At 66.3% G+C, this 22339-nt stretch carries 17 protein-coding genes; 10 read left to right on the top strand and 7 right to left on the bottom strand.

Annotated elements, in window-relative coordinates:
- Positions 1–25 precede the first annotated feature (25 nt).
- From coaBC to CIT40_RS00415, 10 genes are all read left to right on the top strand, one after another.
- The gene (coaBC, locus tag CIT40_RS00370; protein ID WP_094894240.1) at positions 26–1465 is read left to right on the top strand and encodes a bifunctional phosphopantothenoylcysteine decarboxylase/phosphopantothenate--cysteine ligase CoaBC; all 1440 of its coding nucleotides are present in this window, start codon (positions 26–28) and stop codon (positions 1463–1465) included.
- Complete coding sequence (gene dut / locus CIT40_RS00375) at positions 1462–1920, top strand: dUTP diphosphatase (protein WP_094894237.1); 459 nt, start codon at positions 1462–1464, stop codon at positions 1918–1920. The genes coaBC and dut overlap by 4 nt, the downstream gene beginning before the upstream one ends.
- Before the next feature lie 190 nt (positions 1921–2110).
- Positions 2111–4615 carry a PAS domain-containing sensor histidine kinase gene (locus CIT40_RS00380; RefSeq protein WP_094894234.1) on the top strand — a complete coding sequence of 835 codons (2505 nt, stop codon included), beginning with the start codon at positions 2111–2113 and terminating at the stop codon, positions 4613–4615.
- Positions 4612–6132 carry a tRNA (adenosine(37)-N6)-threonylcarbamoyltransferase complex ATPase subunit type 1 TsaE gene (tsaE, locus tag CIT40_RS00385; RefSeq protein WP_094894232.1) on the top strand — a complete coding sequence of 507 codons (1521 nt, stop codon included), beginning with the start codon at positions 4612–4614 and terminating at the stop codon, positions 6130–6132. The genes CIT40_RS00380 and tsaE overlap by 4 nt, the downstream gene beginning before the upstream one ends.
- 99 nt (positions 6133–6231) lie before the next feature.
- Positions 6232–6549: a PilZ domain-containing protein gene (locus CIT40_RS00390; protein ID WP_091962288.1), complete on the top strand. Its 318-nt coding sequence runs from the start codon at positions 6232–6234 to the stop codon at positions 6547–6549.
- A gap of 117 nt (positions 6550–6666) precedes the next feature.
- Entirely contained in the window at positions 6667–7389 is a 723-nt protein-coding gene (locus CIT40_RS00395) for a nucleotidyltransferase family protein (RefSeq protein ID WP_094894229.1), read from the top strand.
- A gap of 246 nt (positions 7390–7635) precedes the next feature.
- Positions 7636–10782, top strand: coding sequence for a double-strand break repair protein AddB (addB, locus tag CIT40_RS00400; RefSeq protein ID WP_094894227.1), 3147 nt, complete (start codon positions 7636–7638; stop codon positions 10780–10782).
- The gene (gene addA / locus CIT40_RS00405; protein ID WP_162307795.1) at positions 10776–14285 is read left to right on the top strand and encodes a double-strand break repair helicase AddA; all 3510 of its coding nucleotides are present in this window, start codon (positions 10776–10778) and stop codon (positions 14283–14285) included. The genes addB and addA overlap by 7 nt, the downstream gene beginning before the upstream one ends.
- Before the next feature lie 67 nt (positions 14286–14352).
- Positions 14353–14673 carry a thioredoxin gene (gene trxA, locus CIT40_RS00410; protein ID WP_007598398.1) on the top strand — a complete coding sequence of 107 codons (321 nt, stop codon included), beginning with the start codon at positions 14353–14355 and terminating at the stop codon, positions 14671–14673.
- A 144-nt stretch (positions 14674–14817) separates the two neighbouring features.
- Positions 14818–15825, top strand: coding sequence for an ATP-dependent DNA ligase (locus tag CIT40_RS00415; RefSeq protein WP_094894221.1), 1008 nt, complete (start codon positions 14818–14820; stop codon positions 15823–15825).
- 57 nt (positions 15826–15882) lie between these two features.
- Here CIT40_RS00415 and CIT40_RS00420 read toward each other — a convergent pair whose 3' ends face one another.
- The 7 genes from CIT40_RS00420 to CIT40_RS00450 form a co-directional block, all read right to left on the bottom strand.
- A complete protein-coding gene (locus CIT40_RS00420; RefSeq protein WP_094894219.1) occupies positions 15883–16623 on the bottom strand; it encodes a metallophosphoesterase family protein in 741 nt (246 codons plus the stop codon).
- Positions 16624–16727: 104 nt separating this feature from the next.
- Positions 16728–18071: a bifunctional folylpolyglutamate synthase/dihydrofolate synthase gene (locus CIT40_RS00425; protein ID WP_094894216.1), complete on the bottom strand. Its 1344-nt coding sequence runs from the start codon at positions 18069–18071 to the stop codon at positions 16728–16730.
- A complete protein-coding gene (gene accD / locus CIT40_RS00430) occupies positions 18068–19009 on the bottom strand; it encodes an acetyl-CoA carboxylase, carboxyltransferase subunit beta (protein WP_094894214.1) in 942 nt (313 codons plus the stop codon). Before accD ends, CIT40_RS00425 begins: the two co-directional genes overlap by 4 nt.
- 113 nt (positions 19010–19122) lie before the next feature.
- Positions 19123–19956 carry a tryptophan synthase subunit alpha gene (gene trpA / locus CIT40_RS00435; protein ID WP_094894212.1) on the bottom strand — a complete coding sequence of 278 codons (834 nt, stop codon included), beginning with the start codon at positions 19954–19956 and terminating at the stop codon, positions 19123–19125.
- Positions 19953–21170 (bottom strand): tryptophan synthase subunit beta, encoded by a 1218-nt coding sequence (gene trpB, locus CIT40_RS00440; protein WP_094894210.1) that lies wholly within the window; start codon positions 21168–21170, stop codon positions 19953–19955. Before trpB ends, trpA begins: the two co-directional genes overlap by 4 nt.
- A complete protein-coding gene (locus tag CIT40_RS00445) occupies positions 21167–21826 on the bottom strand; it encodes a phosphoribosylanthranilate isomerase (RefSeq protein ID WP_094894208.1) in 660 nt (219 codons plus the stop codon). Before CIT40_RS00445 ends, trpB begins: the two co-directional genes overlap by 4 nt.
- A 64-nt stretch (positions 21827–21890) precedes the next feature.
- Positions 21891–22283: a lipopolysaccharide assembly protein LapA domain-containing protein gene (locus CIT40_RS00450; protein ID WP_094894205.1), complete on the bottom strand. Its 393-nt coding sequence runs from the start codon at positions 22281–22283 to the stop codon at positions 21891–21893.
- Positions 22284–22339: the final 56 nt, after the last annotated feature.

Genomic DNA, 22339 nt, shown 5'->3' on the forward strand with positions numbered 1-22339 from the left:
TATCATTTCGTGCCGGAGGGGCGCCATGGCAAGCCTGACCATCCGCAAGCTCGACGAGGGCGTCAAAACCTATCTCCGCCTGCGCTCGGCCCGGAACCGCAGGTCGGTCGAGGAAGAGGTCCGGGTCATCCTCGGGGAGCTGATCGAGGGCCGCGAGGAGCCGCTGACGCCGTTTGCGGCACCGCCTGCGTCATCCTCCGTCCCCACTCTCCAGCGCACCGGCGCCGTCCCCGAGGCCACCGTCACCCTGATCATCGGCGGCGGCATCGCGGCCTATAAATCGCTCGACCTGATTCGAAGGCTGAAGGAGCGCCGCGTCGAGGTCCGCTGCGTCCTGACCAAGGCGGCCCAGCAATTCGTCACGCCGCTGGCGGTGAGCGCGCTGTCGCATGAGCGTGTCTATACCGACCTGTTCGACCCCCAGAGCGAGTTCGATGCCGGCCATATCAGGCTCGCCCGAGACTGCGACCTGATCGTGGTGGCGCCCGCGACTGCCGATCTGATGGCGAAGATGGCGAACGGCCACGCCGACGATCTCGCCAGCGCGATCCTGCTCGCGACCAACCGCAAGGTGCTGCTGGCACCGGCAATGAACCCGCTGATGTGGGGCAATGCGGCGACGCGGCGCAACGTCGGGCAGCTGCAGCGCGACGGCGTGGTGCTGATCGGACCCAATTCCGGCGAGATGGCGGAAGCGGGCGAGGCCGGAACCGGCCGCATGTCGGAAGCCATCGAGATCGCCGCGGCCGCGGAGCGTCTGCTGCGGCCGCCGACGCCGCGCCCACTCGCCGGCAAGCGCGTGCTAATCACCGCAGGCCCCACCCACGAGCCGATCGATCCAGTGCGCTATATTGCCAACCGCTCCTCGGGCAAGCAGGGCTTTGCCATTGCCGCCGCCGCACAAGCCGCCGGTGCCGAGGTGATCCTGGTGAGCGGTCCGGTCGACCTCAGCGATCCCCAGGGCGTGACAGTGAAACATGTGGAATCGGCGCGCCAGATGCTGGAGCAGGTGAAGGCCTCGCTCCCCGCCGACATCGCGATCTTCGCCGCCGCCGTCGCCGACTGGCGTGTTGCCAATGAAGGCGAGCAGAAGCTGAAGAAGAGTTCGGCCGGCATGCCGCGGCTTCAGCTGGTCGAGAACCCCGACATCCTCGCCACCATCTCGAAGCTGACCGACCAGCGCCCGCCGCTGGTGATCGGCTTTGCCGCCGAGACCGAGCACCTGATCGACAACGCCAAGTCAAAACTTGCCCGCAAGGGCTGCGACTGGATCGTCGCCAACGACGTCTCGCCCGCCACCGGCGTGATGGGCGGCGACCGCAACACCGTGCACCTCATAACTCGGAAGGACGGCGAGATCGCAGTTGATTCCTGGCCGGTGATGACCAAGGAACAGGTCGCCATCGAACTGGTCGCGCATGTCGCACGGAGCGTGACCGACAAATCCCTGGAGCCAGCATCGTGAGCACTGAGGTCACCGTCGAACTGCAGCAACTGGCCCATGCGGAAGGCCTGCAGCTGCCGGCCTATCAGACTAGCGAAGCCGCCGGCCTCGATCTGATGGCCGCGGTGCCTGAGGGCGAGCCGATGACGCTCGCCCCCGGTCAATATGCGCTGGTGCCGACCGGCCTTGCGATCGCGCTGCCGCCCGGACACGAGGCCCAGGTGCGGCCGCGCTCGGGGCTTGCCGCCAAGCACGGCGTCACCGTGCTGAACGCGCCGGGCACGATCGACGCGGATTATCGCGGCGAGATCAAGGTGATCCTGATCAATCACGGCCAGGCCGCCTTCGTGATCAAGCGCGGCGAGCGCATCGCCCAGATGGTGATCGCGCCCGTCGTGCAGGCCGCGCTGGTTCCGGTGGCCACATTGTCGGCGACCGACCGCGGCGCCGGCGGCTTCGGCTCGACCGGCCGCTAACGCAAGGCACTTTCAGCCGAATCACCCGAAGAACTATGTGAGCGGGAACCCCTCGCTCGGCATTTTTTTGAGGCCGCCTTTGCGTTCACGATCTGGACTCTTACAGGCGGAGTCACGGTGAGGGTATTGTCGTTTGATTCGCGCGCGACGGGGGTCGTCGCGCGTAAATTCGTGCGGTCTTGGGGCAACTATGTCAGGCGTGATCGTGTCGATGCGTCGGACGCTGCTGTCGTGCACGTCGCTCGTGCGCAACGGCCTGTTGGGAGGCGCTCTTGCAGCGCTGCTGCCGGCTGCGCCGGCCGAGGCGGCCGACCTCATCGACACCCTCTCCATCATGCTGGATTTCAACCGGCAGGAACTCGCGGTGCTCGCCACCGCGCTGGCCTTGCTCGGCTTCTCGGTGATGGCCGCGATCCTTCTGATGCGCACGCGCGTGCGCACGGCGAAGAACGAGGCGCGGCTGCGTGCCCGAATCGGGGAACTCCAGCTCCAGGCCGACCGCTTCGGCGCGCTGCTGTTCGCCGAGCCGCAGATCCTGATCTCCTGGCCCGCCGGCGACAATCGCGCGCAAATCTCCGGCGACGTCTCGATGGTGCTGCCGCGCGACTCCTCGCCGCAACGCGTGCTCGCCTTCGGAACCTGGCTGCCGCCGGAACCCGCGCTCCAGATGGATCATGCCGTCGACGCGCTGCGTGACCGCGGCGACGGGTTCCAGCTGACACTCACGACCGCGCATGGCCACACGCTCGAGGCCATCGGCCGCGCCATCGGCGGCCAAGCCATTGTCCGGATTCGCGAACTCTCGGGGCTCCGCCGCGATCTGGCCGAGACCAATCTGCGTTACAACGCGCTCTCCGACGAGACCGAGATGCTGCGCGGCTTCGCCGCCAACGCACCCTGGCCGATCTGGGCCAAGGGCGAGAACGGCGCACTGACCTACGCCAACCCGGCCTATGTCCGTGCCACCGAGGCGAACAACGTCACCGATGCGCAGGAGCGCAAGCTGGAGCTGCTCGACAGCGCCGACCGCACCGCGATGGAGCGGGGACTGAAGGACGCTGCCAATTTCAATGCGCGGCTGCCGATCGTGATCAGCGGCGAGCGCCGAATCTACGACGTGCGCGCGGTCAATGTCGGCAGCGGCAGCGTCGGCGTCGCCATCGACGCCAGCGAGGCTGATGCGCTCAGCTCGGCGCTGGTGCGGATGGCGGAGGCGCATCGCCGCACGCTCGACCAGCTCTCCTCGGGCGTTGCCGTGTTCGACGGCCAGCGCCGGCTCGCCTTCTACAACGATTCCTACCGCCGGCTGTGGGACCTCGACCGCACCTTCCTCGACGCCAACCCCGATGATTCCAGCGTGCTGGATAAGCTCCGTGCTGCGCGAAAACTGCCGGAGCAGCCCGACTTCCGCGCCTGGAAGTCCAAGCTGCACGAGGCCTATCGCGCCGTCGAGACCACCAAGGACACCTGGTACCTGCCCGACGGCCGCGCGCTGTCGGTCGTCACCACGCCGAACCCGGAGGGCGGCGTCACCTATCTGTTCGACGATGTCACCGAGAGCCTCGAGCTTGCCCGCCGCTTCGACGGCATGATCCGGGTCCAGCGCGAGACGCTGGACAGTCTCGCCGAGGGAGTCGCGGTGTTCGGCAGCAACGGCAAGGCGCAACTGTTCAATCCGGCCTTCGTCCGGATGTGGAAGCTGTCCGCCGATGCCATGCGCGACGAGCCGCACATCCAGACGGTGGAAGGCTGGTGCCATCAGCTGTTCGACGACCCCGCGGTCTGGCGCCAGATCCGCGAGGCCGTCACCTCGATCGAGAGCCGCGCCGACGTGCCGCTGAAGCTGGAGCGCAAGGACGGCAGCGTGCTCGACGGCATGATCCGGCCGCTGCATGACGGCGCCACCATGCTGACGTTCCAGGACATCACCGACACCGAGAACGTCGAGCGCGCGCTGCGCGAGCGCAACGAGGCGCTGGAGGCGGCCGACCAGATGAAGGTGGATTTCGTCCACCACGTCTCCTACGAGCTGCGCTCGCCGCTCACCACCATCATCGGCTTCGCGCATTTCCTCAGCGACCCCTCAACCGGGCCGCTGACGCCGAAACAGGCCGAATATCTCGATTACGTCACCAAATCGACCAACGCGCTGCTGGCGCTGACCAACAACATCCTCGATCTCGCCACCATCGACGCCGGCGCCATGAAGCTGGAACTGGGCCCGGTCGACGTCAGCAAGACCATCGAGCTCGCGGCCGAAGGCATCCAGGACCGGCTCGCCACCGACCGCATCCGCCTCAAGGTCGAGATCGCGCCTGACGTCGGCAGCTTCGTCGGCGACGAGAAGCGCGTGGTGCAGGTGCTCTATAACCTCCTCGCCAACGCCGTCGGGTTTTCTCCACAGGATTCCGCCGTCGGCATCAGCGCACGGCGCACCGAGCGCAGCGTGGTCTTCACCGTGACAGATTCCGGGCCTGGAATACCTGCCGACATGAAGGACAAGGTGTTCAACTGGTTCGAAAGCCGCTCGCAGGGTTCGCGTCACCGCGGCGCCGGGCTCGGCCTGTCGCTGGTGCGCTCCTTCGTCGAGCTGCATGGCGGCAACGTGCGGGTGGATTCGATCGTCGGCCGGGGCACGGTCGTGATCTGTGACTTCCCGACCGACCAGGCGGCGCATCGCGACGCCGCCGAATGAGCGCGCCCACCACATTCTCCGTCGCGCTTCACAACGAGACGGCCACCGCGCAATTGATGGCCGACCTTGCGCTGCTGGTCGGCCCCGGCGATGTCATCACGCTCACCGGCGATCTCGGCGCCGGCAAGACCGCGGCCGCCCGCGCGCTCATCCGCTACCTCGCCAGCGACGAGACGCTGGAAGTGCCGAGCCCGACCTTCACGCTGGTGCAGGGCTACGAGCTGCCGCCCTTCCCGGTAATGCACGCCGATCTCTACCGCGTCGAGGACGAGAGCGAGCTCGAGGAGATCGGGCTGTCACCGCTGCCCGATGCAACGCTCGTCCTGATCGAATGGCCGGAGCGTGCGCCGTCGGCGATGCCGCAGGATCGCATCGACATTTCGCTGACGCATCGCCCCGCACTGGGCTCGAACGCGCGCGCCGCCGACATCACCGGTTACGGCAAGAGCGCCGCCACCGTCGCGCGGCTGCAGGCGCTGCGCGAATTCCTCGATGTATCCGGCTATCTCGAATCGACCCGGCGGCGCATGGCCGGCGATGCCTCGACCCGATCCTATGCGCGGCTGCGGCGCGACGAGGAGATCGTCATCCTCATGAACTTTCCGCAGCGCCCGGATGGTGCCGCGACATACAACGGGAAATCCTACAGCGCCGCGGTGCATCTCGCCGAGAACGTCAAACCGTTCGTCGCGATCGACGAAGGCTTGCGTGCGCAAGGGATATCCGCGCCGATCATCCACCATTCCGACCTCGACCACGGCTTCCTGATCACCGAGGATTTCGGCAGCGAAGGCGTGGTCGAAGGCGACCCGCCGCGCCCGATCGCCGAGCGCTACGAGGCCGCGGCCGATGTGCTGGCGACGCTCCACGGCAAGACGCTGCCAGAAACGCTGCCGCTGGCGGATCAGACCTACGCCATTCCTGTCTTCGATACCGAGGCGCTGCTGATCGAGATCGGGTTGATGCCGGAATGGTACCTGCCCGATCGCAACGCGCCGCTGAGCGAGACGGCGCGCTCGGAATTTTTCGCGATGTGGCGGGAGCTGCTGAAGAAGCCGCAGGCCGCGCCGAGGACGTGGATCATCCGCGACTATCACTCGCCCAATCTGATCTGGCTTGGGGATCGCGCCGGCATCGCGCGCGTCGGTGTGATCGATTTCCAGGACACCGTGCTCGGTCCGCAATCCTACGACGTGGTGTCGCTGCTCCAGGATGCCCGCATCGACGTGCCCGAGACCATCGAGCTGACGCTGCTGTCGCGCTACATCAAGGCGCGGCGCGCTGCCGATGCCGGCTTCGATCCGGCGGGATTCGCCGAGCTCTACGCCATCATGTCGGCACAACGGAACACCCGCCTGCTCGGTACCTTCGCCCGCCTCAACCGCCGCGACGGTAAGCCGCATTATCTGCGTCACCAGCCGCGGATCTGGACCTATCTCCAGCGTTCGCTGGCGCATCCCGCGCTGAGCTCCTTGCGCGACTGGTATCTCGCCAACGTCCCACCGCCCAAGATCTAGTCGAGGCCTGATTCGGGGTTCCGATTTACCAGCTGTTAGCCAAGACGCCGGTATTCTGGCGGCGATGCAGCCGGATAAATACGGGGCTGGAGCGGGCAGATGGCGGTAAAGACGGACCAGCGCGGCAATAGCCGGGTTGTCTTCGAGCGCGGGATCTCGGCCCAGATGATGGGCATCGACGGCACCTGGCGGCGCGACTGCACCATGGAGGACGTCTCCGAGACCGGCGCCAAGCTGACCATCGACGGCTCGGTGGAGGGCCTCCATTTGAAAGAGTTCTTTCTGCTGCTGTCGTCCACGGGCCTCGCGTACCGGCGCTGCGAGTTGGCCTGGGTCAATGGCGACCAGATCGGCGTCAATTTCCTGAAAGTCGGCGACAAGAAGAAAAAGGCGCGTTCCACAGCCGTCGGGGCGTGACGGCAACACCCGTCGCACAACCGTCACGGCAGGTGGTTAAGGCGATTGAGATGCGGTGCGGCTGATCGAACCTCGTGTTAAGATTGCTGCGAACGCGAAAGGTCTGGAAAGCGAAGGATGTCCGTCAAACCGACCAAAGCCATGGTGCTCGCCGCGGGGTTTGGCCTGCGCATGCGTCCCCTGACGGACAAGATGCCGAAGCCGATGGTGCCGGTGGCCGGCCAGCCGCTGCTCGACCACGTGCTCGACAAGCTCGGCCAGGCCGGCGTGACCGAAGCCGTGGTCAACGTGCATTACCTGCCGGATCAGATCATCGATCACGTCGCAACGCGCGAGCTTCCGCGCGTGACGATTTCAGACGAGCGCGACCAGGTGCTCGGCACCGGCGGCGGCGTGGTCAAGGCGCTGCCGCTGCTCGGCGATGCACCGTTCTACCACGTCAATTCCGACACGCTCTGGATCGACGGCGTGCGCTCCAATCTGACGCGGCTCGCTGAAAACTTCGACCCCGCGCGCATGGACATCCTGCTCCTGATGGCGCCGACCGCGACCAGCATCGGCTATAGCGGCCGCGGCGATTACGGCATGCTTCCCGACGGCGCCCTGCGCAAGCGCAAGGAAAAGGAAGTCGTTCCGTTCGTCTATGCCGGCGCTGCGATCCTGTCGCCGTCGATCTTCGAAGGCGCGCCGCAGGGTGAGTTCTCGCTGACCAAGATGTTCGACCGCGCGGGCGAGCAGGAGCGGCTGTTCGGCCTCCGCCTCGACGGCGTCTGGATGCATGTCGGCACGCCCGACGCCGTGCACGCCGCGGAAGAGGCGTTTCTGGAGAGCGTGGCGTAAGGGTGCTCTCGTGTCCCGGACGCGGTGCGGCGCGAAGTGCCGCTCCGCAGAGCCGGGACCCAGCAAGCTCACAGTTTGACCAAGCAACCTGGGCCCCGGCTCAGCAGCGCATCACTGCGTGCTGCGCAGCGTCCGGGGCACGAGAGCTGTGAGACCGTCGAACAGCGGGGACTATCTCCCCGCCACCCATATCCATTTGAGTCCGCCTCCCTATATTGGCGCCTGATCCTTCGAATCAGGCAGCCCATGCGCGTCTTCAGCGTCCCCCTCTCAGTTCCATTCCTGCGCACGATCGTCGCGAGCCTGCTCGAGGGACGGCTGGTCGAGGGATTCGAGGCCCGCAAGGAACCGGCGCGGCTGGCGGATGCCACGCTATACCTGCCAACCCGTCGCGCGATGCGTGTGGTCCGCGAGATCTTCCTCGACGAGATGAAGGCGGACGCGGTGGTGCTGCCGCGCATCGTCGCGCTCGGCGACATCGATGAGGATGAGCTCGCTTTCGCCGATGAAGGCGAGCAGTTCTCCGGCGCGACGCCGCTCGACATTCCGCCGCGGCTTGGCGAACTCGAACGACGGCTGACGCTGGCACAACTGGTCGCGGCCTGGGCCAAGGGGCCGGTGCTGTCGCCGCTGGTGGTCGGCGGGCCTGCTTCGACGCTGGCTCTCGCCGGCGACCTCGCGCGCCTGATCGACGACATGGTGACGCGAGGCGTCGACTGGGGCGCGCTCGACGGTCTCGTGCCTGACATGCTCGACCGCTACTGGCAACACTCGCTCGAATTCCTGCGCATCGCGCGCATCGCCTGGCCCGGTCATCTCGCCGAGATCAACCGGATCGAGCCGGCAGCGCGGCGCGATCTCCTGATCGCAGCGGAAGCCAAACGGCTGACCGCACATCCGACCGGTCCCGTGATCGCGGCGGGTTCGACCGGCTCGATGCCGGCGACCGCGAAATTCCTGCACGCAGTCGCATCGCTGCCCCATGGCGCCGTGGTGCTGCCGGGCCTCGACACCGATCTCGACGACGACGCCTGGCGCAGCATCGGCGGCGTGCGCGATTCGCTCGGCAAGTTCGCGGAGCATCCGGCCTCGAACCATCCGCAATACGCCATGCACGCGCTGCTGGATCGTTTCGGCATCAAACGCAGTGACGTCGAGATCCTCCAGCCGCCGGCAGGAGGCGGCCGCGATCTGCTCGCGTCCGAATCGATGCGGCCGTCCGCCACGACGGAGATCTGGCACGACCGGCTGAAGCAGCCGGATGTCGCCGCAAGGATAGCCGGCGGCATGAAGAACCTTGCCGTCGTCGAAGCTCCCAATCCTGAAATGGAAGCGCTTGCCATTGCCATTGCGATGCGCGAGGCGCGGCATCTCGACAAATCCGCAGCGCTGGTGACGCCCGACCGCGCGCTGGCGCGGCGCGTGATGGCCGCACTCACGCGCTGGGATCTGGCGTTCGACGATTCCGGCGGCGACGTGCTGATGGAAACCTCCGCCGGCGTCTTTGCACGTCTCGCAGCGGAAGCCGCCACCAAGGGACTGGAGCCGCCGACGCTGCTGGCGATGCTGAAGCATCCGCTGTGCCGGCTCGGCCGGCTGCCCGGCGCATGGAGGGCGGCGATCGAAGACCTCGAGCTTGCAGTCCTGCGCGGCACACGCCCGCCTGCCGGCACGGCTGGCCTCTTGCGCGAATTCAACCGTTTTCGTGAGGAGCTGGCAAAGCTGTGGCGCAGCGAGACTTCCGCGCTCCACAAGGCCGAGCCCCGTGCGCGTCTCAAGGCCGAGGATCTCGATCGCATCCAGGCACTGATCGATGTCTTGCAAAAGGCGCTGGCGCCGATCGAGAGCCTCGTATCGCCAAAGCCATTCGACTTCGCCGAGCTCGCGCACCGGCATCGCGAGATCATGATCGAGCTGTCACGCGACGAGCAGGGCTTTCCGCTGGCCTTCGAGGAACGCGAAGGCCTCGCGCTCGCCGGTGCCTTCGACGATCTCTTGCGCGGCGGCACGACCAGCGGCTTGATGGTGACGCTGCCTGATTATCCCGACGTCTTCCAGACCGCGTTCAGCGACCGCGCGGTACGACGGCGCGACAAACCTGGTGCGCGGCTGCAGATCTACGGCCCGCTGGAGTCGCGGCTGATGCAGGCCGACCGCATCATCATCGGCGGACTGATCGAAGGCGTCTGGCCGCCGGCGCCGCGCATCGATCCCTGGCTGAGCCGGCCGATGCGGCACGAGCTCGGCCTCGATCTTCCGGAGCGCCGCATCGGCCTTTCCGCGCACGACTTCGCCCAGTTGCTCGGCGGCGGCGAGGTGATCCTCACCCATTCCGCCAAGGCCGGCGGCGCGCCGGCAGTGGCTTCGCGCTTCCTGCATCGGCTGGAGGCGGTTGCGGGCGATGATCATTGGAAGGCGGCCGTTCGCGCCGGCGAGAAATATGTGCAGTTCGCGGCCGCACTGGACCAACCGGCCGAGGTCAGGCCGGTCAAGCAGCCCGAGCCGAGGCCGCCGCGGGCGACGCGGCCGCTCAGGATGTCGGTCACCGCAATCGAGGACTGGCTGCGCGATCCCTACACGATCTACGCCAAGCACATCTTGCGGCTCGATGCGCTCGATCCCGTCGACATGCCGCTGTCGGCCGCCGACCGCGGCTCGGCGATCCACGAAGCGATCGGCGAGTTCACGAAAAATTATGCGACGCGCCTGCCCGACGATCCCGCCCGCGTGCTGCGCGCGATCGGCGAGAGGCACTTTGCGCCGCTGATGGAGCGGCCCGAGGCGCGCGCGTTGTGGTGGCCGCGCTTCCAGCGCATCGCGCGCTGGTTCGGCGAATGGGAGTCGGCGCGGCGCGATGCGCTCGGGGCCATTGTCGCGGAGACGCGCGGCGAGATTTCGATCAGGCTCGATCATGAGCGCAGCTTCCGCCTCTCCGCGCGCGCCGACCGCATCGAGCGGCGTCAAGGCGGCGGTTACGCCATCCTTGACTACAAGACCGGCCAGCCGCCGACCGGCAAGCAAGTCCGCATGGGCCTGTCGCCGCAGCTCACGCTGGAAGCCGCGATCCTGCGCGAGGGCGGCTTTCCCGACATCGACGCCGGCGCGTCCGTGAGCCAGCTCGTCTATGTGCGCCTGAGTGGCAACAATCCGCCGGGCGAGGAGCGCATCCTCGAGCTCAAGTACAAGCAGGGCGACGAGCCACAGCCGCCGGACACGGCCGCGGCCGAAGCAAGGGCCAAGCTGGAGGCGCTGATCCGCGCCTTCGACGACGAGAACCAGCCCTACACCTCGCTGAACCTGCCGATGTGGACCAACCGCTACGGCACCTATGACGATCTCGCCCGGATCAAGGAATGGTCCGCGGCCGGCGGCCTGGGGATCGAGGAATGGTGAAGCTGCCACGCCCCATTCCTGACGAGGTGCGCGCGCGGCAGGCGCGTGCGTCCGATCCGACTGCGTCGGCGTTCGTGTCCGCCAATGCCGGCTCGGGCAAGACGCACGTGCTGGTGCAGCGGGTGATCCGCCTGCTGCTATCGGGCGTGCCGCCGGAAAAGATCCTCTGCATCACCTTCACCAAGGCCGCCGCCGCCAACATGGCGGAGCGCGTGTTCACCACGCTCGGACATTGGGTCACACTGGATGATACCGGGCTCGACGCAGCCATCCGCGCGGTCGGCATCCCGCATCCCAGCGCGAAAATTCGTCGCGACGCGCGAAAACTGTTCGCCTGCGCGCTGGAGACGCCGGGTGGCCTGAAGGTGCAGACCATCCACGCGCTTTGCACGCGCCTGCTCCAGCAATTTCCGTTCGAGGCCAACGTTCCCGCGCGCTTCGCCGTGATTGACGAGCGCGACCAGACCGACATGATGGAGCGCGCCAATCTGAAGGTGCTGCTGGAGGCCGCGCGCGATCCGGACAGCGTCACCGGCCGCGCATTGCTGACCGCGATGGCGAGCGCCGCCGACGTCACCTTCAAGGAGGTCGTGCGCGAAGCCTGTCTCAACCGCGATCATTTCATGGCCTGGACGGATGAGGCCGGCAACGCCGACGCGGCTGCTGCGCAGATGGCGGCGGCGCTGGGTGTTGAGGCGAGCGACCGTATCGAGGACGTCGAGACGGAGATTCTCGAGGGCCCCTATCTGCCGCGCTCGCGCTGGGACGACATCGCCTTTGCACTGGAAGACGGCAGCAAGTCCGACAATGACCAGGCCGCGCGGCTTCGCGAAGCCAAGATGTTTTCCGGCGCGGCGCAGGTCGATACGTACCTCGGCGTCTTCCTCACCGATGAAAAGCTGCCGCGCAAGGCGGTTCTGACCAAGAAATTCGGCGATCACAACCCGTCCGTCGCCCGCCTGTTCGAAAACGAGGCGCAGCGCCTCGCTTGTTTGATCGAGAAGCGCCGCGCCGTGACCATGCGCGACCGCACCGCGGCGCTCTTGCACATCGCGACCGCCGCCGCCGCGAACTATCGCCGCGAGAAGCAGGAGCGCGGCCTGCTCGACTATGACGACCTCATCGACAAGACGCTGGCGATGCTGGACCGCGTCTCTTCAGGCTGGGTGCATTACAAGCTCGACCGCGGCGTCGATCACGTGCTGATCGACGAAGCGCAGGATACCAGCCCGCGGCAATGGGACATCGTCGCCCACATCATCTCGGAATTCACGGCCGGCGAAGGCGCGCGCGACGGGCTGAACCGCACCGTCTTCGCGGTCGGCGACGAGAAGCAGTCGATCTTCTCGTTCCAAGGCGCTGACCCGCACGAATTCGACAAACGCAAGCGAGAGCTGGATCGCAGATTCAGGGCTGCCGGGCTGAAGTTCGACCCCGTCGCCTTCACCTATTCGTTCCGTTCGGGTGCTGCGATCCTGCATTCGGTCGACCACGTCTTCCGCGATCCCACGATCTACAAGAGCATCCATTCGATCGATGTCGGCCATCCCTTGCACAACTCGCTCAGCGATGCCGGTCCAAGCGTCGTCGAGCTCTGGGATCTCGCGGAAGCCGACGATCGGCAGGACATCGAGGGCTGGCGCGCGCCGTTCGACGGCGTTGCGGTCACCAGCCCCGAGGTAAAGCTTGCCCGCCGTATCCAGGCCGAGATCAAGCGGCTGGTCGAGAGCGGCACGCTGACCGGGCATGAGGGCGAGCGCCGGCCGCTGCGCTATGGCGACGTGTTGATTCTGGTGCGCCGGCGCGGCAACGCCTTCGACGCGGTGATCCAGGCGCTGAAGCATGCTGGCGTTCCCGTCGCCGGCGCCGACCGGCTCAAGCTGACCGAACATATCGCGATCATCGACCTGATGAACCTCGCGGACGCGCTGCTTCTGCCGCAGGACGATCTCGCGCTGGCGGTGGCGCTGAAGAGCCCGCTGTTCGGCCTCGATGACGACGACCTGTTCCAGCTGGCCCATGACCGCAAGGGCTCGCTGCGCCGCGCACTCGGCGAGCATGCGGCCGGCAACGAGAAGTTCGCTTCCGTGCTGCGGCGGCTGGAGGCCTGCGAGACCCGCGCGCGCGAGGAGACGCCGTTCGCCTTCTACGCCTGGCTGCTCGGGGGCGACGGCGGGCGGGCGCGCATCCTGCGCCGGCTCGGCCATGAGGCCAACGACGCACTCGACGAATTCCTCGAACTCGCGCTCGGCTGTGAGCGCAAGGCACCGGCCTCGCTGCAAGGCTTCATGGCCTGGCTACGCTCGGCCGACACCGAGGTGAAGCGCGACATGGAAATCTCGCGCGACGAGGTGCGGGTGATGACCGTGCACGGCGCCAAAGGGCTGGAAGCGTCAGTCGTGTTCATGGTCGACACCACGTCGTCGCCCGCGGATTCGCAGCGGGTCCGGCTGATCCACGTTCCGCGCGGCAATGGCGGCGAGGTCGTGGTCTGGGCCGGCCGCAAGGCCGACGACCCCAAGCCCGTCGCCGACGCGCGCAAGGCCATGCTCGAGGAGACCGAGGACGAATATCGCCGTCTGCTCTACGTCGCGATGACACGTGCGGCCGACCGCCTGATCGTCGGCGGCTGCATGCCCGGCAACATGAAGACGGTCCGCAAGCTGAGCTGGTATGATTTGGTCGACACCGGGCTCAAAAGCTCGGGCCTGGACAAGCAGGTGATCGAGACGCCGCTCGGCAAGGTGACCCGATTTGCCCGGCCGGAGGATGTCGCCGCGCTGGGTATCCCGGCGGCGACTGTCGACCAGGCCGTCGCGCTGCCGGCCTGGCTGCGAACATCGGCGCCGAGCGAGACCGTTGACGACGATCTGGTGCGTCCGTCCGGCCAGTCGGCCGAGGATGGTCGCAGCGTGCGGACAGGCGAATCGGTGCAGTCGCGCGCCATCGCTCTGCAGCGCGGCACGCTGGTGCATCGTCTGCTGCAATCCTTGCCCGATATCGCCGCGGAACGCCGGCGCGAGGCGGCGTTCGGCTTCATGGCGCGCAACGCCGCGGACTGGCCGGAAGCCGACCGCGCCGCTTTGGCCGACAAGGTGCTGGCTTTGATCGCTGAACCGCGCTTTGCGCCGGTCTTTGCCACCGGCAGCCGGGCTGAGGTCGCCATCGCCGGCCGGCTGGAGCGGCCGGGCCGGACGCCGGCGCTGGTGTCGGGGCAAATCGACCGGCTGGTCGTCCGTCCGGATGAGGTTTTGATCGTTGATTTCAAGACCAACCAGGCTGCGCCCAAAAGCACCGCCGAGGCGCCCGCGGCCTATGTCCGGCAGCTTGCGCTGTACCGGGCGGTGCTGGCGCGGCTTTATCCCCAAAAGCCTGTCAGGGCCGTCCTGCTCTGGACCGAGACCCTTGAATATATGGAGATTTCGGCCCCCGCGCTGGACGCGGCGCTGGCATCCCTTCATCTCGCTGTGAGCGTCCTTGACCCGGCAAGAGGCCGTTCATAGGTTGACGGCATGATCCCGGGCGCGATTCCCATCCGCGCCGATTCTTTCAACCGAACGAGGTACTCAAATGGCCGTTGGCAAGGTTTCTGACACCGATTTCGAAGCCGAAGTGCTCAAGGCGAACGGTCCCGTCGTCGTCGATTTCTGGGCCGAGTGGTGCGGTCCCTGCCGCATGATCGCGCCCGCCCTCGACGAGATCGCCGGCGCGATGGGCGACAAGGTCAAGATCGTGAAGCTCAACGTCGACGAGAGCCCGAAGACCGCGTCGAAATACGGCGTGATGTCGATTCCCACCCTGATGATCTTCAAGGGCGGCGAGATGGCCTCCCGCCAGGTCGGCGCAGCGCCGAAGGCGAAGCTGCAGCAGTGGATCACCTCCGCGGTCTGATCGCCTCACGCGAGTTTATTTTCGACAACGGCCGGCGAAAGCCGGCCGTTCTGCGTTGTTGGGACGTGTCCAGCGTATGACGAGTCCCAGACCTTGCCTGCTCCTCCCGCAAAACGCGCGCGCAAATCGACATCTCTCGTTGCGATGGAGGCGCGGTCGGTCGACGAGATTCCGCGCGGCAAGGAATGGCAGTACGAGCCGAAATGGGACGGCTTTCGCTGCCTGCTGTCGCGCGACGGCAGCCGCATTGATCTGCGCTCAAAATCCGGCGAGGACCTCACGCGGTATTTCCCCGAGATCGTTGCGGCCGCGCTGACGCTGAAAGCCGATCGCTTCACGCTCGACGGCGAGATCGTCGTGCCGCTCGACAAGAGCTTTTCCTTCGACGCGTTGCTGCAACGGATTCATCCCGCCGCAAGCCGCGTGAAGAAGCTCTCGCAGGAAACGCCGGCGCTCTATCTCGTCTTCGATCTGCTTGCGACGGCAAAACAGAAGCAGCTTTCCGAGAGGCCAATCGGTGAACGGCGGCCGGCGCTGGAGGCTTTTGCAAAGGCCAATCTGAAGGGCAGCAGCTTCCGTCTCTCACCGGCAACGACGAGCTACGCCACCGCGAAAAAATGGCTGGCTCAGTCCGGTGGCGGCTCGGACGGCGTCATCGCCAAGCGGATCGACCTGCCCTATCAGGCCGGAAACCGCGACGGCATGCAGAAGATCAAGAAATTTCGCAGCGCCGATTGCGTGATCGGCGGCTTCCGTTATGCCACCAACAAGATCGCCGGCCGCAACGTGGTCGGCTCGCTGCTGCTCGGCCTCTACGACGATGGGGGCCTGCTGCACCATGTCGGATTCACCTCGGCTATCAAGGCGAACGAGAAGCCGGCGCTGACCGATCGGCTGGAGGCGCTGATCGGCGAGCCCGGCTTCACCGGCAACGCGCCGGGCGGACCGAGCCGCTGGTCGACCGAGCGTTCGGCCAAATGGTGCCCGCTCAAGCCGAAGCTGGTGATCGAGATCTGCTATGATCATTTCAGCGGCGAGCGTTTTCGCCACGGCACCTCGATCCTGCGCTGGCGCCCCGACAAGGCACCGCGACAATGCGGCTTCGATCAGCTGAAGCAGAAGGTGGCGGACCCGATGAAGCTGTTGAAGTGAGCAAAGTCGTAGCCCGGATGGAACGCAGCGCAATCCGGGCTACCAGGCGAAAGACGCCTAATCAATCCATCCCGTTGCCAGCGCATTCGCCAGCTCCGGCTGACCATTGCGCCGTGCCAGCGCTGCCATCGCCTCGTGATCATAGGCGACGTGGCGGAACGTCACCTGCCAAGCATCATCCGTGCGCTCGAGAATCGCATAGCGCGCGTGCGGCGTGCCGGCTTCGACGACATGCGGATAGGGATGCTTGTCGCGATAGCCGGGGCTGCCGACACTGCCGGGATTGAGGACTAGCCGGCCATCGCGAAGCCGCACGGCGCGGGCCAGATGGGTGTGGGCACAGAGGATCAGCGATTGGGTGATGCCTTGCGCGAATTGTTCGATCCGGTCGAGCGGCGACAGCGCCACCGTGCCGTCGGGATGCACGGTATCGAGCCAATAAACCTCGTCGTTCCCAGGCGTCGCGTGACACAGGAACACCTTGTCGCGATACACACGCGTCATCGGCTGCGCGCGCAGCCAGTCGAGCTGCACGGCATCGAGCGCTTCGTAGGCGGGACGATCCCACGAGCCCATTTTCTCCGGCGGGCGGTCGAGCAGATAGCGGTCGTGGTTGCCGAGCACGTGCACGGCATCGAGCTGCATCAGGATCTCGATGGTTCGCCGCGCATCGAGCGGGCCGCTCAGCATGTCGCCGAGATTGACGATGTCGGTTATATCAAGCGCGCGGATGTCTGCGAGCACCGCCTCCAGCGCGAGGTGGTTTCCGTGGATGTCGGCGATGGCGGCAAAGCGCATTGTTGACCTCGTAGCCCGGATGGAGCGCAGCGTAATCCGGGATCGTCGTCACCTGTGGCAAAATCCCGGATTGCGCTGCGCTCCATCCGGGCTACGCAACCTTCTCATGCAGGCGGCGTGCCGTTGAGACCCAGCACGTGACCGGCGAGATAGAGCGAGCCTGATATCAGGATGCGCGGCGGCACCTCGTAGGCGAGCTTCGCGAGGGCGCGCAGCGCGGCCTCCACGCCTGCGACGGTCTCGACGCGCATGCCGAGGCTGCGCGCGGCATCCGCGAGGCGATCGACCGGCATTGCGTTCTCGACGTCTGGGATCGGCACCGCGATGATGTGACGGGTGAGACCGGCGAAATTGGCGAGGAAACCTTTCGCGTCCTTGTTGGCCATCATACCTGCAATGACGACCAGCGGCCGTGACACCCGCTCTTCGAGGTCGCCGAGCGCAGCCGCCGCGACGCGGCCGCCTTCGGCATTGTGCCCGCCATCGAGCCAGATCTCCGAGCCCTGCGGTCCGAGAGCCAGCAGCTCGCCGGAGGTGATGCGCTGCATCCGCGCCGGCCATTCGGCACCGACGATGCCGGCTTCGAAGGCCCCCTGATTGATCTTGAACGTTGGAATCGCGCGCAGTGTCGCGATCGCAAGTCCGGCATTGTCGAACTGGTGGCGGCCGAACAGCCGCGGTGCCGTGAGATCCATCAGACCGCGGTCGTCGGAATAGACCAGGCGACCGTGCTCGACATTGACGTGCCAGCTCTCGTTCGCCGCAAACAGTGGCGCGCGCATGCGCCTGGCCTGCGCCTCGATCACCGCCATGGCTTCGCCCGCCTGCTCGGCACAGATCACGGGCACGCCGCGCTTGATGATCGCAGCCTTCTCGCCCGCAATCGACGTCAGGGTGTCCCCGAGAAAATCCATGTGGTCCATGCTGACGGGCGTGATCACGCAGGCCGCCGGCGTGTCGACCACATTGGTCGAATCGAGCCGGCCGCCAAGACCGACCTCAAGCAGAACGACGTCGGCCGGGTTCTGCGCGAAGAGATGGAAGGCGGCAGCCGTCTTCAGCTCGAACAATGTCGCGACTTCACCGGCATTGACGCGCTCGACCTCTTCCAGCGCGGCACGCAATTCGTCGTCGCTGACGAGCACGCCGCCGCCGGCGCGGCCGAGGCGGAAGCATTCGTTGATACGCACGAGATAGGGCGAGGTGTAGGCGTGCACGCGCAGGCCTGCGGCCTCCAGCGTCGCGCGCAGATAAGCGAGCGTCGAGCCCTTGCCGTTGGTACCGGCGATGTGGATCACCGGCGGCAGCTTGCGTTCGGGATGGCCGAGACCTTCGAGCAGGCGGTGCATCCGCTCCAGCCCGAGGTCGATGCGCTTCTGATGCAGAACCGACAGCCGCCCGATCAATTCGCCGAGCGGCGTCTTCGCACTGTCAGGGGACGCGTTCACGCGTGCGGCGCGGCCGGCGCCGTCTCGGCGGCCGAGACGATCTGCGCCGGGCTGACCACCGGCTGCACCGACTTCGACGCAGTCTCCTGCGCCGGTGACCTGGTCAGCAGGCGGCAGAGCCGCGCCAGCGTCGGGCGCAAATCGTGGCGGTGCACGACCATGTCGACCATGCCGTGGTCTTTCAGGTACTCGGCGCGCTGGAAACCTTCCGGCAGCTTCTCGCGGATGGTCTGCTCGATCACGCGGGCGCCGGCAAAACCGATCAGCGCGCCGGGCTCGGCGATCTGCACGTCACCGAGCATCGCATAGGACGCGGTGACGCCGCCGGTGGTCGGGTTTGTCAGCACGACGATGTAGGGCAGCTTTGCTTCGCGCAGCATCTGCACCGCCACCGTGGTGCGCGGCATCTGCATCAGCGACAGGATGCCTTCCTGCATGCGCGCGCCGCCTGACGCGGCGAATACGATGAACGGCGACTTCTTCTCGACGGCGAGCTCGAGCCCGCGGACGAGGGCCTCGCCCGCGGCCATGCCGAGCGAGCCGCCCATGAAATCGAAATCCTGCACGGCGATGACCACGGCGGAGCCTTCGAGCTTGCCGTAGCCGACCTTGACCGCATCGTTCAGGTTGGTGCGCGCGCGCGCATCCTTGATGCGGTCGACGTATTTCTTCTCGTCACGGAACTTGAGCGGATCGGGCGTGACCTCGGGCAGCGCGACGTCGTACCAGGTCTCGTTGTCGAAGATCGACTTCAGACGCGCCACCGCACCCATGCGCATGTGGTAGTTCGAGCCGGGGATGACGAACTGGTTGGCCTCGACGTCCTTGTAGAACACGAGCTGTCCGGAATCCGGGCATTTGATCCACAGATTCTCCGGCGTCTCCCGCCGCAGCATGTTGCGGATCTTCGGCCGGACCACGTTGGTAAGCCAGTTCATGGTTTGCTCCGATGTGCGATGCCGCCGCGCGGATCGCCTGAAGGGAATATATGGCGACCGGGCCCTCGCCCGGCAAGCCGCCGTGTCGCCCGCTGCAGCAGCGGAATTATGGCCTATTCCGCCGCCTGCTGGGCGCCCTTGACGCCTTGGGCCAGCGCCGCGGTCAATTCGGCCACCGCGTTAACGGTTTTGGCGGTCGCGCGTCCGTCCGCATCGAGACTGTTCTTGAGCGCATCGACCAATGCGGTGCCGACCACCGAACCGTTGGCTTTCTCCGCAATGGCGCGGGCCGCCTCCGGCGTGCGGATGCCGAAGCCGACGCAGACCGGCAGTTTTGTATGCCGCTTGATGCGCGCGACAGCTTCACCGACGGCATTCGCGTCCGCCGCCCCTGCACCGGTGATGCCGGCGATCGAGACGTAATAGACAAAGCCGGAGGTGTTCGCGAGCACTGCGGGCAGACGCTTGTCGTCGGTGGTCGGCGTCGCCAGCCGAATGAAGTTGAGGCCGGCCTTCATCGCGGGCAGGCAGAGCTCGTCGTCTTCCTCAGGCGGCAGATCGACGATGATGAGACCATCGACACCCGCGCTCTTGGCATCGACGAGGAACTTGTCGACGCCGTAGATGTAGATCGGATTGTAATATCCCATCAGCACGATCGGCGTCGCATTGTCGTCCTTGCGGAAGCCGCGCACCAGCTCCAGCGTCTTCTTCAGCGTCATCCCGGCCTTCAGCGCGCGCAGGCCTGCGGCCTGGATCGAGGGACCGTCGGCCATGGGATCGGTGAAGGGCATGCCGATCTCGATCACGTCGGCACCCGACTTCGGCAGCGCCTTGATGATCTCGAGCGACGTCGCGGGATCGGGATCGCCGGCCATCACGAAAGTGACGAAGGCCGCGCGGCCCGCCTTTTTCAGTTCGGCAAACCGGGTGTCGATACGCGTCACTTGCTCTTGCCCCTCAGGATGTCGCCGACCTGCGGGACGTCCTTGTCGCCGCGGCCGGAGAGGTTGACGACCATCAGGTGATCATTTGCGCGCTTCGGCGCAAGCTCCATCACCTTGGCGATGGCGTGCGCGGGCTCAAGGGCGGGGATGATGCCTTCGAGCTTCGACAGCAGCTGGAACGCAGCGAGCGCCTCATCATCGGTCGCGGAGAGATAGTTCACGCGGCCGACCTCGTGCAGCCAGGAATGCTCGGGGCCGATGCCGGGATAGTCGAGGCCGGCCGAGATCGAATGGGCGTCCTGGATCTGGCCGTCGGCATCCATCAGGAGATAGGTGCGGTTGCCATGCAGCACGCCGGGACGGCCACCCGCGATCGACGCCGCATGCAATTGCGTCAGGCCATGGCCGGCGGCTTCCACACCGAAAATTTCGACCGAGGGATCGTCGAGGAACGGGTGAAACAAGCCCATCGCGTTCGAGCCGCCGCCGATGCAGGCGACCAGCGAATCCGGCAGACGGCCCTCGATCTCCTGCATCTGCGCCTTGGTCTCGTTGCCAATGATCGACTGGAAGTCGCGCACCAGCGTCGGATAAGGATGCGGGCCTGCGACCGTGCCGATGCAGTAGAAGGTGTTGTGCACGTTGGTGACCCAGTCGCGCAGCGCCTCGTTCATGGCGTCCTTCAGCGTGCGCGTGCCCGACTGCACCGGCATCACCTTGGCGCCCAGCATCTCCATGCGGATCACGTTGGGCTGCTGACGCTCGACGTCGACGGCGCCCATGTAGACGATGCATTCGAGCCCGAAGCGCGCGCATAGCGTCGCGGTGGCGACGCCGTGCTGACCGGCACCGGTCTCGGCGATGATGCGCTTCTTGCCCATGCGCCGCGCCAGCATGATCTGGCCGAGCACGTTGTTCACCTTGTGCGAGCCGGTGTGGTTGAGCTCTTCGCGCTTCAAATAGATTTTTGCGCCGCCGAGGTGCTCGGTCAGGCGCTCGGCGAAATACAGCGGCGAGGGCCGGCCGACATAGTTCTTGAGATAGCCGTTCATCTCGATCTGGAAAGCCGGATCGGCCTTGGCGTCGGAGTAGGCTTTCTCCAGATCGAGGATCAGCGGCATCAGGGTTTCGGCGACGAAGCGGCCGCCGAAGATACCGAAATGGCCGCGATCATCGGGACCGCTGCGATAGGAATTGGGTTTGGCGACGTTCATCGAACACTCAACTCTTGGCTGGCGCGCGCGGCGCGAATGAAGGATTTGATCATCTCCGGGTCCTTCACGCCGGGAGCGCTCTCGACACCGGAGGAGACATCGACGCCGCCGGCGCGAGTGACGCGCATGGCTTCGGCGACGTTCCCCGCATGCAGACCGCCCGAAACCATATACGGCAGCTTGAGTTCGAGGTTTCCAAGCAGGTGCCAGTCGAAGGGCGTACCGAGGCCGCCGGGCCGCGTCGCGTCTTTCGGTGCTCGCGCGTCGAACAGGATGCGGTCGGCGACCGCCGCGTAGCCGGGCAGCACGGCAAGATCCGCAGCGACCTCGACCGGGACCACCTTCATCACGGGGCGGCCGAACCGCTGCTTGATGTCGCGCAGCCGCGCCGCGCTCTCCTTGCCGTGCAGCTGGAAAATGTCCGGCGACAGCGCATCCATGATGTTGTCGAGCGTCGCATCGTCGGCATCGACGGTGAGCGCCACCTTGAGCGCGCGCCCCTTCACCTGGCGGCCGAGGTCGCGGCCGAGCTCCAGGGACAGGTGCCGCGGCGAAGGCGGGAAGAACACGAACCCCACCATATCCGCACCCGCCTCGAGCGCCGCTTGAAGCGTCTCGCGCGTAGACAGGCCGCAGATTTTGACGAGCAGGGACATGGTCTCAAAGCAAATGGAGGCCGCAACGTGCGGCCGGAAAACGGGGCTTTCGGTCGGGCCGCTTCTACAACGTCGCGCGCTGCTTGTCTCGCCCGATGGGCCCGTAAAGCCCGACCCCGGAGGGAACGGGAAGGCGCTGCGAGCCGGGCTTTGCTGCGGCCGCCTGGGCCCGCAAATCGGCCAGTTCGACCCTGGCAGCCCGTGAATCCGCCTCGTGGCGGCGCGCCGCGCGCCGCCAGTGCCGCTGACCGAACCAGACGGCACAGCCGCCGGCAAAAACGCCGAGGGCGGCGACCAGGATCAGGAGCAGGAACAGCGGCAGCGTCACCGACAATGACGGATCGTTCGCGATGAAGGGATCGAACGAGACCGTGACGAAGTGCCGGTTGGCAACGGCGAAGGTCACCAGGATCAGGCCCAGCGGAATCACGATCAGCGCAGTCAGTAACTTTCGCATCGCGATCGCTCGTCTTGAATCAAGCTTGCGGCCGCATCATGCGGCTATCAGGTTAA

Origin of the sequence: Bradyrhizobium amphicarpaeae (genome assembly GCF_002266435.3) — a bacterium.
GTDB lineage: Bacteria > Pseudomonadota > Alphaproteobacteria > Rhizobiales > Xanthobacteraceae > Bradyrhizobium > Bradyrhizobium amphicarpaeae.

What these genes read in the sequence shown, in the direction of transcription:
- coaBC (WP_094894240.1), top strand. Translation starts at nt 26, where the DNA reads ATGGCAAGCCTGACCATCCGCAAGCTCGACGAGGGCGTCAAAACCTAT.
- CIT40_RS00380 (WP_094894234.1), top strand. Translation starts at nt 2,111, where the DNA reads ATGTCAGGCGTGATCGTGTCGATGCGTCGGACGCTGCTGTCGTGCACG.
- tsaE (WP_094894232.1), top strand. Translation starts at nt 4,612, where the DNA reads ATGAGCGCGCCCACCACATTCTCCGTCGCGCTTCACAACGAGACGGCC.
- CIT40_RS00390 (WP_091962288.1), top strand. Translation starts at nt 6,232, where the DNA reads ATGGCGGTAAAGACGGACCAGCGCGGCAATAGCCGGGTTGTCTTCGAG.
- CIT40_RS00395 (WP_094894229.1), top strand. Translation starts at nt 6,667, where the DNA reads ATGTCCGTCAAACCGACCAAAGCCATGGTGCTCGCCGCGGGGTTTGGC.
- addB (WP_094894227.1), top strand. Translation starts at nt 7,636, where the DNA reads ATGCGCGTCTTCAGCGTCCCCCTCTCAGTTCCATTCCTGCGCACGATC.
- addA (WP_162307795.1), top strand. Translation starts at nt 10,776, where the DNA reads ATGGTGAAGCTGCCACGCCCCATTCCTGACGAGGTGCGCGCGCGGCAG.
- trxA (WP_007598398.1), top strand. Translation starts at nt 14,353, where the DNA reads ATGGCCGTTGGCAAGGTTTCTGACACCGATTTCGAAGCCGAAGTGCTC.
- CIT40_RS00415 (WP_094894221.1), top strand. Translation starts at nt 14,818, where the DNA reads ATGGAGGCGCGGTCGGTCGACGAGATTCCGCGCGGCAAGGAATGGCAG.
- CIT40_RS00420 (WP_094894219.1), bottom strand. Translation starts at nt 16,623, where the DNA reads ATGCGCTTTGCCGCCATCGCCGACATCCACGGAAACCACCTCGCGCTG.
- accD (WP_094894214.1), bottom strand. Translation starts at nt 19,009, where the DNA reads ATGAACTGGCTTACCAACGTGGTCCGGCCGAAGATCCGCAACATGCTG.
- trpB (WP_094894210.1), bottom strand. Translation starts at nt 21,170, where the DNA reads ATGAACGTCGCCAAACCCAATTCCTATCGCAGCGGTCCCGATGATCGC.
- CIT40_RS00445 (WP_094894208.1), bottom strand. Translation starts at nt 21,826, where the DNA reads ATGTCCCTGCTCGTCAAAATCTGCGGCCTGTCTACGCGCGAGACGCTT.
- CIT40_RS00450 (WP_094894205.1), bottom strand. Translation starts at nt 22,283, where the DNA reads ATGCGAAAGTTACTGACTGCGCTGATCGTGATTCCGCTGGGCCTGATC.